12 protein-coding genes are annotated in these 12,941 nt (G+C 56.3%); 8 read left to right on the top strand and 4 right to left on the bottom strand.

The genetic code is table 11. From position 1 onward, the window contains the following. The first annotated feature begins 160 nt into the window (after positions 1–160). Together manA and HBM95_10065 are read left to right on the top strand one after the other, a co-directional pair. The gene (gene manA, locus HBM95_10070) at positions 161–1,336 is read left to right on the top strand and encodes a mannose-6-phosphate isomerase (GenBank protein NIH43275.1); all 1,176 of its coding nucleotides are present in this window, start codon (positions 161–163) and stop codon (positions 1,334–1,336) included. Between the two features lie 99 nt (positions 1,337–1,435). Next, positions 1,436–2,968 carry a YdgA family protein gene (locus HBM95_10065; protein ID NIH43274.1) on the top strand — a complete coding sequence of 511 codons (1,533 nt, stop codon included), beginning with the start codon at positions 1,436–1,438 and terminating at the stop codon, positions 2,966–2,968. A 39-nt stretch (positions 2,969–3,007) separates the two neighbouring features. Here the strand turns inward: HBM95_10065 and HBM95_10060 are convergent, their stop codons facing one another. Both HBM95_10060 and HBM95_10055 read right to left on the bottom strand, forming a co-directional pair. Beyond that, the gene (locus HBM95_10060) at positions 3,008–3,862 is read right to left on the bottom strand and encodes an alpha/beta hydrolase (GenBank protein ID NIH43273.1); all 855 of its coding nucleotides are present in this window, start codon (positions 3,860–3,862) and stop codon (positions 3,008–3,010) included. Between the two features lie 15 nt (positions 3,863–3,877). Next, the gene (locus HBM95_10055) at positions 3,878–4,858 is read right to left on the bottom strand and encodes an MBL fold metallo-hydrolase (protein NIH43272.1); all 981 of its coding nucleotides are present in this window, start codon (positions 4,856–4,858) and stop codon (positions 3,878–3,880) included. 106 nt (positions 4,859–4,964) lie between these two features. On the opposite strand from HBM95_10055, the gene HBM95_10050 reads away from it, so the two are divergent. Further along, the gene (locus HBM95_10050; protein NIH43271.1) at positions 4,965–5,861 is read left to right on the top strand and encodes a LysR family transcriptional regulator; all 897 of its coding nucleotides are present in this window, start codon (positions 4,965–4,967) and stop codon (positions 5,859–5,861) included. 1 nt (position 5,862) lies between these two features. Here the strand turns inward: HBM95_10050 and HBM95_10045 are convergent, their stop codons facing one another. Further along, a complete protein-coding gene (locus tag HBM95_10045; GenBank protein NIH43270.1) occupies positions 5,863–6,891 on the bottom strand; it encodes a Mal regulon transcriptional regulator MalI in 1,029 nt (342 codons plus the stop codon). Between the two features lie 177 nt (positions 6,892–7,068). Here HBM95_10045 and HBM95_10040 point away from each other — a divergent pair, with 177 nt between their 5' ends. The 3 genes from HBM95_10040 (at position 7,069) to add (ending at position 10,980) form a co-directional block, all read left to right on the top strand. Beyond that, complete coding sequence (locus tag HBM95_10040; GenBank protein NIH43269.1) at positions 7,069–8,661, top strand: PTS maltose transporter subunit IICB; 1,593 nt, start codon at positions 7,069–7,071, stop codon at positions 8,659–8,661. A 48-nt stretch (positions 8,662–8,709) separates the two neighbouring features. Then, the gene (locus HBM95_10035; GenBank protein NIH43268.1) at positions 8,710–9,882 is read left to right on the top strand and encodes a pyridoxal phosphate-dependent aminotransferase; all 1,173 of its coding nucleotides are present in this window, start codon (positions 8,710–8,712) and stop codon (positions 9,880–9,882) included. Positions 9,883–9,978: 96 nt separating this feature from the next. Then, entirely contained in the window at positions 9,979–10,980 is a 1,002-nt protein-coding gene (gene add, locus HBM95_10030) for an adenosine deaminase (GenBank protein NIH43267.1), read from the top strand. Positions 10,981–11,022: 42 nt separating this feature from the next. Here the strand turns inward: add and HBM95_10025 are convergent, their stop codons facing one another. Then, positions 11,023–12,063 (bottom strand): oxidoreductase, encoded by a 1,041-nt coding sequence (locus HBM95_10025; GenBank protein NIH43266.1) that lies wholly within the window; start codon positions 12,061–12,063, stop codon positions 11,023–11,025. A 205-nt stretch (positions 12,064–12,268) separates the two neighbouring features. Here HBM95_10025 and blr point away from each other — a divergent pair, with 205 nt between their 5' ends. After that, entirely contained in the window at positions 12,269–12,430 is a 162-nt protein-coding gene (gene blr / locus HBM95_10020; GenBank protein NIH43265.1) for a division septum protein Blr, read from the top strand. A gap of 233 nt (positions 12,431–12,663) precedes the next feature. Further along, positions 12,664–12,879: a transcription modulator YdgT gene (gene ydgT / locus HBM95_10015; protein ID NIH43264.1), complete on the top strand. Its 216-nt coding sequence runs from the start codon at positions 12,664–12,666 to the stop codon at positions 12,877–12,879. The last annotated feature ends 62 nt before the right edge of the window (positions 12,880–12,941 follow it).

The raw sequence follows: 12,941 nt of genomic DNA, 5'->3' as shown, positions 1-12,941 counted from the left end.
AGATGTTCCGCTGCCCGGCTTAAAAGCGAGTCAGCTTATCCTACACAATTTTTTAACAAAAACTGAGACTAGTACGACTTTTTACATCCACAGGTTACTTCCACGTGGTTTATTGCTTTAATACCCGGAGTTAATTCCACATTTGAATCAGGGCTTGATAATGCAAAAACTCATTAACTCAGTGCAAAACTACGCCTGGGGAAGTAAAACTGCGTTAACGGATCTCTACGGTATCGCGAACCCGAACAACCTGCCGATGGCGGAACTGTGGATGGGGGCGCACCCGAAGAGCAGCTCAAAAATTGAAGACGCCAGCGGCCAGGTTCGCAGCCTGCGTGACGTGATTGATGCCGATAAAGCCGCGCTGCTGGGCGACAAGGTGGCTCAGCGCTTCGGCGAACTGCCGTTCCTGTTTAAGGTGCTGTGCGCCGACCAGCCGCTCTCGATCCAGGTTCACCCGAACAAGAAAGCCTCTGAAATTGGCTTCGCGAAAGAGAACGCGGCGGGTATCCCGTTAGACGCCGCAGAGCGTAACTACAAAGATCCTAACCACAAGCCGGAGCTGGTGTTTGCGCTGACCCCGTTCCTGGCGATGAACGCGTTCCGCGAGTTTTCAGAGATTATTTCCCTGCTGCAGCCGGTCGCGGGTGCCAACAAGGCTATCGCCCACTTCCTCGAAAACCCGAACGCAGACGCGCTGAGCCAGCTGTTCGCCAGCCTGCTGAATATGCAGGGTGAAGAGAAATCTCACGCGCTGGCGGTGCTGAAAGCGGCCCTGGACAGCCAGCAGGGTGAGCCGTGGGAGACCATCCGCCTGATTTCCGAATTCTACCCGGACGACAGCGGCCTGTTCTCCCCTCTGCTGCTGAACGTGGTGAAGCTGAACCCGGGCGAAGCGATGTTCCTGTTTGCCGAAACCCCTCACGCCTATCTGCAGGGCGTGGCACTGGAGGTGATGGCCAACTCCGACAACGTGCTGCGCGCGGGTCTGACGCCGAAATACATCGACATCCCTGAGCTGGTTGCCAACGTGAAGTTTGTGGCGAAGCCTGCCGCGGAGCTGCTGACTCAGCCGGTGAAAAACGGCGCAGAGCTGGACTTCCCGATTCCGGTTGAGGATTTTGCGTTTTCTCTGCATGACCTGAGCCATGCCGAGACCGCCATTGCGCAGGAGAGCGCGGCGATCCTGTTCTGCGTGGAGGGCGAAGCGACGCTGCATAAAGGCGAACAGCGTCTGGTGCTTAAGCCCGGTGAATCAGCATTCGTTGCAGCCAATGAGTCTCCGGTTAGCGTAAGCGGCGCCGGTCGCCTGGCGCGCGTTTTTAATAAGCTTTAAGCACTTACTGAATTTTTTAACAACTCTTGCTAAGCTAGTTGCAGGCTTAATATCTCCGGGCGGTTTTTACCGCCTGGTTTCATTTTAGGGATAGTCGCAATGAAAAAATCGGTCGTAGCGGTTGGAGTGATTGTAGCGTTAGGCGTGGTCTGGACGGGTGCCTCCTGGTTTACCGGGAAACAGCTGGAAAGCCGTCTGGCTGAGATGGTGGCACAGGCTAACGGAGAAATTAAGCGCAGCGCGCCGGAGGCGGGTCTGGAGCTGAGCTATCAGAACTATCAGCGCGGCGTGTTTACCAGCCATATGCAGCTGGTGGTGAAGCCGGTGGCCGGTGCGGCAAACGGCTGGCTGAAGCCCGGCCAGAGCGTGGTGCTGGATGAAGTGGTAAGCCACGGTCCGCTGCCGCTGGCGCAGCTGAAGTCGTTTAACCTGATCCCGTCCATGGCGTCCGTTCATACCGTGCTGGTGAATAACGACGTCACCAAACCGCTGTTTGACCTGGCAAAGAATGAGTCACCTTTCGACATTAACACCCGTATTAGCTACTCCGGTGATACCAGCTCTGATATCGCGCTGAAAGCGCTGAACTACGAGAAAGAGAACGAGAAAGTCGCCTTCAGCGGCGGTCATTTCAAACTTGATGCAGATCGGGATGGCAACGTCTTCTCCATGACGGGTGAAGCGGAAAGTGGCCTGGTCAACGCCGTGAACGAATATAATCAGAAGGTTCAGCTCACCTTCAACAACCTGAAAGCCGACGGCAACAGCCGTATGACCGATTTTAAAGAGCGTATCGGCGACCAGAAGCTCTCCGTTGATAAGATTGCTATCGCAATTGAAGGGAAAGAGATGGCCGTGCTGGAAGGCATGGACGTTAACGGTAAATCCGACGTATCTAAAGACGGTAAGAGCATCAACACTCAGCTGGATTACACCCTGAAGAGCCTGAAAGTGCAGAATCAGGATCTGGGCACTGGCAAGCTGTCGCTGAAGATCGGCAATATCGACGGTCAGGCGTGGCACGAGTTTAGCCAGAAATACAGCAAAGAGAGCCAGGCGCTGCTGACCGACGCCGCGCTGCAGCAGAACCCTGAGGTGTACCAGCAGCAGGCGATGGCGGTGCTGTTCAATAACCTGCCGATCCTGCTGAAAGGCGAGCCGGTGGTCACCGTTGCGCCGCTGAGCTGGAAAAACAGCAAAGGCGAAACCAGCTTTAACCTGTCGCTGTTCCTGAAAGATCCTGCAGCCGCAACGGGTGAACCGCAGACGCTGGCGCAGGAAGTGGATCGTAGCGTGAAGTCGCTCGACAGCAAGCTGACCATCCCGATGGATATGGCGACCGAGTTTATGACCCAGATTGCGAAGCTGGAAGGCTACGGCGATGAAGATGCCGGCAAGTTGGCGAACCAGCAGGTGAAAGGTCTGGCGGCCATGGGCCAGATGTTCCGCATCACGAAGGTGGATAACAACACAATTTCTACCAGCCTGCAGTACGCCAACGGCCAGGTCACGCTCAACGGCGACAAAATGCCGCTGGAAGAGTTTGTCGGCATGTTTGGTATGCCAACGCTGGGGATGCCGGAACCGGCTGAACCGGCAGCGCCAGCCGACCCGGCGGCACCGCAGCAGTAAACAGCAAAACCCCTCGCATGAGGGGTTTTTTTATTACCGTTATCCCTTCCATCCCTGCAGGAAATCCAACAGCAGTGCGTTAACTTTCTCAGGCTGTTCCTCCTGAGGAAGATGGCCGCACTCGTCGATACCGTACGCCCGAAGGTTATCCGCCATTTCAGCCCAGACGCTTTGCATATCGAAGAGCTTGCCGACCGCATGAAAATCATTGCCCCACAGCGACATTACCGGACACGCGATTTTCACGTCAGCGTCGGCAAGATCCTGCGCCACATCTTCTGCGTTAGCGCGATAGTCAGCCATCGCGCCTCGCACGGCTCCGGGTGCCTGATACGCCCGAACATAGGTATCAAACGCCTCGCCGCTGATGGTTGACGGATCGTAGGTCCAGTCCGAGAAAAAGTGGCGCAGCCAGATATTTTCTCGACCTGCAATCAGCGCTTCCGGGAGATCGGGCACGAGATGGAACAGGAAGAACCAGTATGCGCGGGCGATGGACGCATTCAAATCGCGCGCCACAATGCGCGTTGGCACGTTATCCATCACCACCAGACGATCCACCAGCTCAGGGTAATCTTTTGCGAACCGTGTCGCGACGCGCGCGCCGCGATCGTGCCCCACCAGCACCACCTTCTGTAAATCCAGCGCACGCATCAGCTCCCGGATGTCCCGCGCCATGTTCCGTTTATCATAGCCAGAAGCCGGTTTATCCGTTTCGCCATATCCTCGTAAATCCGGCACGATTACGCGGTAGTGCCGGGACAATACCGGTATCTGGTAGCGCCAGGCATAGTTTGTTTCAGGAAAACCGTGCAGGAGAATAACCGGCGCGCCTTCCCCCTCTTCAACCACAAACTGGCGGATGCCGTTTGCCGTTACGGTGTAACTTTTCATGGTCGTAACCTCACTTTATTTCAGCAGAGGCACGTTGGCCGCACGTTGATAAGGACCGTAATTTACAGGGTTCCAGCTATATCCCTGCTGCCAGGCGGTGATATGCCCAATACCGGGGAAAGGCAGATGCGCTGCAGCCATCCACTCACCGTCTTTCGCCAGCGCGTTAAACTCCTGCGCCCGGGACGAGATGGCTTTTTTCGAATCGACATCAAAGCGAATAGATACTTCAGGATGCGGGAACTGAACGGCAGGCGCATGGATCAGATCCCCAATGAAGTTAATAGCCGTTCCCTGGGACGCAAAGCGATAAACGGTACTGCCAGGCGTATGACCAACGGCATAGGCCGTCTGGGCTTCCGGGATAGGCGAAGCTGGCGGAACGAAGGTTTTAAGGTGTCCTGACGCTTTATACTCAGATAACGCTTTTCGGGCGATAGCGAAATAATCCTTCGCATTAGCCGGCGCGCTCGCTTCTTTTGCCGGATCGAGCCAGTAGTCGGCCTCCCCCTGCGGTACGTAGACGGTCGCATTGGGGAACAACGCTTTACCGTCCGCGTCGCTCAGGCCACAAACATGATCAAGATGAAGATGCGTCAGGAAAATGGTATCAACCTGCTCAGGACGATAGCCTGATGCTTTCATATTGTTGACCAGCTGGCCTGCCGTTTGCGGCACGCAGTGTCCCGCTCCGCTGTCAATCATGACCAGATGTTTCCCGGTATTAACCAGGAAAGCGTTAAACGCGGTCGGCATGCGTTCGACATCAATTTTATTCTGATCCAGCAGCTTACGAACCTTGTCGCCTGAAAGCCCGTGTAGTAATGACGGCGAAAGGTCATTATAGCCGTCGAACAGCGCCGTGACCTCGTATTCCCCTACCGCCAGACGATAATAGCCGGGGACCTGCTGTTTCACCTGCGCAGGTGCATCAGCCCAGGCGGCACTTACCAGGAACAGGCTGCTGAATGCCAGAACCGTTTTCAACTTTTTCATCTTCACTCCAGATTCATGTTTTCAGGATGTGAAGAGACTATGGCAGCACAACGATAAATACTGTAGATATGTACTTTGATAAGGCAGCGTAACGAAAAACGATATAATGAAACTTGAAGACGTTGAAGTGTTTGTCGAAGCCATTAAGGCAGGTAGCCTGGCGGGCGCCGCGCGTCGGCTCTCAATGAGCGCCATGGCGGCGTCACGGTCTCTTAATAATCTTGAGGCTGAGCTGGGTGTCAGGCTGGTGCATCGCACCACGCGCTCCCTCTCACCCACGAGCGATGGGGAGGTTTTTTTGCCTCATGCACAGGCGTTGCTGGAAGATAAAAATAACGCGCTTGCCGATCTGTTTCCCGATGGTACGCACCTGTCCGGACGCCTTCGCATTACCGCCTCAGCGGCGTTTGGACGCAAGATCGTCGCGCCAATGCTGCCGCTGTTTATGCAGCAACATCCGGCCCTGCAGGTCGACCTGCTGGCAACCGATGATCAGATTGATATTGTCGGGAAAGGCATAGACGTCGCGTTACGCATTGCCCCGCTGCGCGATAACCGGTTGGTTGCACACCGCATCTGTGATAATCCCCGCGAGCTTTGCGCCAGCGCGGAGTATCTGGCTGCGTACGGTTCACCGAAATTACTTAACGATCTGGCTGGACATAGCTGCCTGACCACCTCAGATACGACACACTGGTCATTTGAAAAGGGTGAACAGCGTTACAAGCAAAAGGTGTCAGGCCGATTCTCGGCTAACTCGATTGAGGCAATTTTCGAGGCTTGCCAGGGGGGACTCGGCATCGCAAATTTATCTCGCTGGTACGTAGAGCCTGCAATTACAGAGGGTAAACTCGTGCGGATCGTCCTTGAAGATGCTCAGCCGGAATCGCTGGCCATTTGGGCTGTTTACCCGACTTCTCGCCTGATCCCGGCAAAAGTGCGAAAATTTATAGAGGCACTGGAGACACAGCTGACGCTCAGCCCGCTTACGCGGCAGAGCTGATTTACTTCACCGTCACCAGCCGCGCCGCCACAATCTGGTGCCCGGCCTGGACATCCGTATTGTCGATGCGCTGCATGATCCTGTCCGCCAGGGTATAGCCCATCTCCCGCGCTGGGGTCGTGGCCCAGACGATCGGCAGATCGTCCAGCGCGTTCTCACCAACATCGGCGAACGCCCCCAGCGCCACCTGGTGGCCGAAGAAGGTTTCAACGCCCCCTTCACCGCTCTGACGCCCGGCGCGGATCAGGCCAAACCACGCCCCCATGGCAATCACATCGTTGTAGCAAATTACGGCGCTGATCGTCGGGCTGCTTCGCAGCAGTGCCCCAATCGCTTCCGCCGCTTTCTTCTGGCTGGATTCGCACTCCACGACCCATTCACTGTGGAACGGCAGGCCGTATTTAATCAGCGTCGCGCAGTAGCCGCCGACCCGTTCGGCGCGCGTCAGGGACGAGCTTTTGCCGCCCAGCCAGGCAATGCGCTGATGGCCGCGACGAATAAGATGCTCGGTCAGCATTTGCGCAGCCTGCATGTTATCCGGGCGCAGCGTATCGGCTTCATCAAGGTAGCTGGCGCGTGAAGCAAACACCAGCGGCACGCCTTTTTCAGCGGCACGCTCGCACAGCTCGCTGCCCACGCCCGACGCCCCGGCGACGATCACCCCGTCCACTCCCTGATTCAGCAGCATATCGAGCCGGGAGAGAAGCTGCCCGGCCTCGCGCCCGCCGTGCAGCAGAAAGACCATCCGCCCCTGCGCTTCAAGGGCCTCGGTTAAGCCGGCGGTCAGCTCCGCATAGAACGGTGACGTCAGGTCACGGACAATCAGGCCAATCACCCCGCTTTGCCCGCCGCGCAGCGCCGACGCCTGGCGGTTTCGCACAAAGCCCAACTGCTCAACCGCCTCGTTCACCCGCTGACCGGTCGCGGGAGAGATGCGCCCTTTTCCGCTCAGTACCAGAGAAACGGTGCTGACGGAAACCCCCGCTGCCAGCGCGACATCGTTGATGGTGACTTTTTTCGCTACAGCCATGTGTCGGCGTGACTCCCTGAAATGAGATCGGTAAAACGTTTTATCAATACGTTATCTTTATACTACCAGTCAAAGCCTGAGAATGTGATTCAGCGCGCACTAAACTTTGATAAAACGTTTTATCTTCTCGCAGCATTGAAGCAGATAAACTGATTTTAACAATAAAGGAGTCGTTTTATGACGGCGAAAGCGGCACAAAAAATATCGCTGTGGGAGTTTTTCCAGCAACTGGGTAAAACCTTTATGCTCCCCGTGGCACTCCTCTCATTCTGCGGGATCATGCTCGGGATCGGCAGTTCGCTAAGCAGTAAAGACGTCATCACGCTGATCCCGTTCCTCGGTACCCCTGTGCTGCAGGCGATCTTTATCTGGATGAGTAAGGTCGGCTCCTTCGCGTTTAGCTTCCTGCCCGTGATGTTCTGCATCGCCATCCCGCTGGGCCTGGCCCGCGAGAACAAAGGCGTCGCGGCGTTTGCCGGGTTTGTGGGTTACGCCGTGATGAACCTGGCGGTTAACTTCTGGCTGACCGCGAAAGGCATTCTGCCGACCACCGACGCTGCCGTGCTGAAGGCTAACAACATCCAGAGCGTGATTGGTATCCAGTCTATTGATACCGGGATCCTCGGGGCGGTGATCGCGGGGGTCATTATCTGGATGCTGCACGAGCGCTTCCACAATATCCGCCTGCCGGATGCCCTGGCCTTCTTCGGCGGTACCCGCTTCGTGCCGATTGTCACTCTGGTGGTCATGGGTCTGTTCGGCCTGATCATTCCGCTGATCTGGCCGGTCTTTGCGATGGGCATCAACGGCATTGGCCGCATCATCAACGGCGCGGGCGATTTTGGTCCGATGATCTTTGGCACCGGCGAACGTCTGCTGCTGCCGTTTGGCCTGCAGCATATCCTGGTGGCCCTGATTCGCTTCACCGAAGCGGGCGGCACCATGGAAGTGTGCGGTCACGACGTGAGCGGTGCGCTGACCATCTTCCAGGCGCAGCTGAGCTGCCCGACCACCCACGGCTTCTCCGAAAGCGCCACCCGCTTCCTGTCTCAGGGCAAAATGCCGGCCTTCCTCGGCGGCCTGCCGGGTGCCGCGCTGGCGATGTACCACTGTGCGCGCCCGGAAAACCGTCATAAAATTAAAGGGCTGCTGATTTCCGGCGTGATTGCCTGCGTCGTCGGCGGCACCACCGAGCCTATCGAATTCCTGTTCCTGTTTGTTGCGCCGGTGCTGTATCTCATTCACGCGCTGCTGACCGGTCTGGGCTTCACCGTGATGGCGGTGCTGGGCGTCACCATCGGCAACACCGACGGTAACGTGATTGACTTCGTGGTGTTCGGGATCCTGCACGGTCTGTCCACCAAGTGGTATCTGGTGCCGGTCGTGGCGGCTATCTGGTTCGCGGTGTACTACGGTATCTTCCGCTTCGCCATCACCCGCTTTAACCTGAAAACGCCGGGCCGCGATACTGATACGGCCACCAGCGTTGAGCAGGCGGTTACCGGTACCGTGGGCAAATCCGGGTATAACACCCCAGCCATTCTGGCGGCGCTGGGCGGTGCGGATAACATCACCTCACTGGACAACTGCATTACCCGCCTGCGCCTGTCGGTGGCGGATATGGCAAAAGTGGATACCAACGCCCTGAAGGCCAACCGGGCCATCGGCGTGGTACAGTTAAACCAGCACAATTTGCAGGTAGTTATCGGCCCGCAGGTTCAGTCAGTGAAGGATGAGCTGGCCACCCTGATGCGAACAGTAGAAGCCTGATGCCTCAACCCCCTCTCATGAGGCGGTTTTACTTTAAGGATTTACGTCATGTTTGATTTTTCTACCGTCGTGGATCGACACGGCACCTGGTGTACGCAGTGGGACTACGTCGCCGACCGCTTTGGCGCGGCGGATTTGCTGCCCTTCACCATCTCTGATATGGATTTCGCCACCGCCCCCTGCATAACCGACGCGCTGCATCAGCGCATTAACCACGGCGTGCTGGGCTACAGCCGCTGGAAGAACGACGAGTTTCTCGCTGCCGTCGCGCACTGGTTCCGGCAGCGCTTCAACAGCCCGATTGATACGGAAACCGTCGTTTATGGACCTTCCGTCATCTACATGGTGTCAGAGCTGATTCGCCTCTGGTCAAAGCCCGGTGACGGCGTGGTGGTTCACACCCCGGCGTACGATGCGTTTTTTAAGGCCATTGAGGGCAATTCGCGCCTTGTGGTGCCCGTTGAGATGGAGAAACAGGCGGCAGGCTGGCAGGGCAATATGGCGGCGCTTGAAGCGGCGCTGGCGAAATCGGAAAACAAAATTTTGCTACTGTGCAGCCCGCAAAACCCAACCGGAAAAGTATGGACGCGTGAAGAATTGACCCATATGGCGGAGCTTTGCGCACGCTATGACGTGGCGGTTATCAGCGATGAAATTCATATGGACATGGTGTGGGGCGCGCATCGCCACACCCCGTGGAACGCGGTGGCGCGCGGCAAATGGGCGCTTCTCACCTCCGGCTCGAAAAGCTTTAATATTCCGGCGCTGACGGGCGCATACGGCCTGATTGGCGATGAAGAGAGCCGCGACGGCTATCTCAGCGCGCTAAAAGGCCGGGATGGACTCTCTTCTCCTTCCGTACTGGCGCTGACGGCCCATATTGCCGCCTACCAGCAGGGAGAGCCGTGGCTGGATGCCTTACGGCGTTATCTGGAGGAGAATCTGCTGTACGTCGCGCAGGAAGTAAACAGTGCTTTTCCGAAACTGAACTGGCAGCCGCCGGAAGCAACCTATCTGGCCTGGATCGACCTGCGCCCGCTGAACATTGACGACAGAGCGCTGCAAAAAGTACTGATCGAGCAGCAAAAAGTCGCCATCATGCCGGGATACACGTACGGAAACGAAGGTAACGGCTTCGTGCGGCTGAACGCCGGCTGTCCGCGCAGCAAGCTGGAACAAGGGGTTCAGCGCCTCATCGCCGGGATCAACACGCTGCTGTAATTTGTTTGCGCAACGGAATTTTCCCTTGCGCAAATAGCTTTTTACCCCGTTTTGTTTTTATAATATGGCGCACTTTAACCAGAAAAGAGTGCGACCATGATTGATACACGCCTGCCTTTAACTGATATTCATCGTCACCTTGACGGTAACATTCGTGCCCAAACCATCCTCGATCTTGGCCGCCAGTTCAATTTAACGCTTCCTGCGCAGACGCTTGAGTCGCTGATCCCTCACGTACAGGTGACCTCCAATGAACCGGATCTGGTCAGCTTCCTGAGCAAGCTCGACTGGGGCGTGAAGATGCTGGCCTCGCTGGATGCCTGTCGCCGCGTGGCGTTTGAGAACATTGAAGATGCGGCACGTAACGGCCTGCATTACGTCGAGCTGCGCTTCTCGCCGGGCTACATGGCGATGACTCACAGCCTGCCCGTTGCAGGCGTGGTGGAAGCCGTCATTGAAGGCGTCCGCGAAGGGTGTAAAACCTTCGACGTTCAGGCCCGTCTGATCGGTATTATGAGCCGTACGTTCGGTGAAGCCGCCTGCCTGCAGGAACTGGAAGCGCTGCTGGCCCATCGCGATGCCATCACCGCCGTCGACCTCGCCGGTGACGAGCTGGGCTTCCCCGGCAGCCTGTTCCTCTCCCACTTCAACCGCGCGCGCGATGCCGGCTGGCACATTACCGTGCATGCGGGGGAAGCAGCGGGTCCGGAAAGCATCTGGCAGGCCATCCGCGAGCTGGGCGCCGAGCGTATCGGCCACGGCGTGAAGGCGGTAGAAGATCGCGCCCTGATGGATTTCCTGGCGGAGCAGCGTATCGGGATTGAGTCATGCCTGACGTCCAACATTCAGACCAGCACCGTGGCAACGCTGGCGCAGCATCCGCTGAAAACGTTCCTTGAGCACGGCGTGCTGGCCTCACTGAACACGGACGATCCGGCGGTCCAGGGCGTGGATATCATCCACGAGTACAACATTGCGGCACCGCAGGCAGGTCTGAGCCGCGAGCAGATCCGTCAGGCGCAGGTTAATGGGCTGGAAATAGCCTTCCTGACGTCTGCAGAGAAGCAGGCGCTGCGAGATAAAGTGGCGCGCGGTTAACGCGCTGCCGGGTAGCGCTGGCGCTTACCCGACTTACAAAAATTATGCCAGACAAAGCGTTGCGCGATGTTTGGCAGATTCAATCCCCAGCTCTATCAGTTCCATAATCTGAATCGCCTGGCTGGCCGGAACCGGGTTTTCCCCCGTTCCGTTCAGCGCATCGCGGATGGCTGCATAATAAGCCGGATAGTTACCCGGTATCGTCAGCAGCGTTTCTTCGACCCGTTCCTCACCTTCTGCCCGCGTCACGACGCCGTCGCGCATATCATAGCCCCAGTCTTCCTGCGGCAGACGTTCACCGTTTTTAAGCCGGTCTTCCTGCGGATCGAGGCCGAACTTCACGTAGCTCCCGCGCGTGCCGTGAATGATATAGCGGGCAGATTCCGCAGCCGCGACCATCGTGCCGTGCAGCACAACCCGGCGCTGCGGGTAACTGAGCACCGCGTGGAAGTAATCGGTTGTCTGTGCCCCGGGCCTGAGCTGGGCCAGATCGACCGTCATGCTCACCGGCAGACCAAACAGATTAACGGCCTGGTCCAGCAGATGCGGGGCTAAATCGTACCAGATGCCGCTGCCCGGACCGGCCTGCTCGCGCCAGCGGTTTCTTACCTGCGGGCGAAAGCGGTCAAAGTGCGATTCAAAAAAAACGATCTCCCCTAACGTACCCTCACCGAGAAGCGTTTTTACCGTCAGAAAATCGCTGTCCCAGCGGCGGTTATGGAAAACGGACAGCACCCTTCCCAGGCTTTTTGCCAGCGCCTCCAGCTCACGCGCCTGTGACAACGTCACGGTGAAAGGTTTATCAACAATGACGTGCTTTCCCGCTTCCAGCGCAGCTTTCGCCAGCGGGAAGTGCGTGTCGTTAGGCGTGGGGATAACAATTAAATCGATATTCGGATCGTTGAAGAGATGTTTTGGCTCAGAGACAACCGGCACAGCGGGCCAGTCAGCGTGGACTTTAGCAGCGTCGCTGCTGGATACCGCAGCCAGCGCCATCCCCGGCGTCCCGGCTATCAGAGGCGCATGAAACGTTTTGCTCGCGTAACCGTAGCCTATAAGCCCGACGCGGATGTTATCACTCATCGTGTTGTCCTCTTTTTGCGTTTCTTATTTCATACTGGCCTGTCTGGCATTGCCCTCATTAATAATGAGCCATGGCGCTTAAAATAGCAGGCTGTAGCGGTTATTTTTGTTACATAGTATTAACCTTCTGATTTTGTTTAAGGGAATCGTTCCCAAAGCGCTTGCCGTCAGAGAAACAGCGCTGTAACATTTGCGCCCTGTATTTATGGATAAATTACAACAGCAAATCATGACATCAATTATTAATCGAATCATTGAATTAGCGGGATGGATTGTTCTTGGGGTTTCGGTCATTTTGCTCGGCGTAGCCAGCCATATTGATAACTACCAGCCGCCGGAGCCTGCTGCCGTCACCCATCCTAAGTAACCGGTTGCTGCGATAAAGAGTGACATAATATGTCAGTTTCATATTGCCAGCCCTGGTGAACGCGGTTAACCTTCTCTTCCAGGCATCGCCTTCGATGCCTGAATTTCAGCAAAGAAAACTCCTAATTTCGTCGCGTTACCTGAGTGGGCTGTTTACGTCTTTATTAATCCGTTTATTATTCGACCGAATTACCTTAACTGGTATTACTCACTTTTATATGGAAACTTATTAATATGACAGTTCAGGACTATTTATTAAAATTTCGCAAGATCAATTCGCTTGAGAGCCTGGAAAAACTGTTTGACCATCTGAACTACACCCTGTCGGATAATCAGGACATTATCAATATGTATCGCGCCGCTGACCACCGCCGTGCGGAGCTGGTCTCCGGCGGACGCTTGTTCAACGTCGGCGAGGTGCCGAAGTCCGTATGGCGCTACGTTTTATAAGAAAGTAGCCATCCGCGCGAAATGTTATATACTCTCCGCCCTGCAAACTGGCTGTACAACAT

Source organism: Enterobacter asburiae, assembly GCA_011754535.1.
Taxonomy (GTDB): domain Bacteria; phylum Pseudomonadota; class Gammaproteobacteria; order Enterobacterales; family Enterobacteriaceae; genus Enterobacter; species Enterobacter cloacae_N.
Note: the sequence above shows the minus strand (reverse complement) of the source record. Positions and strands in the feature narration are given on the sequence as shown.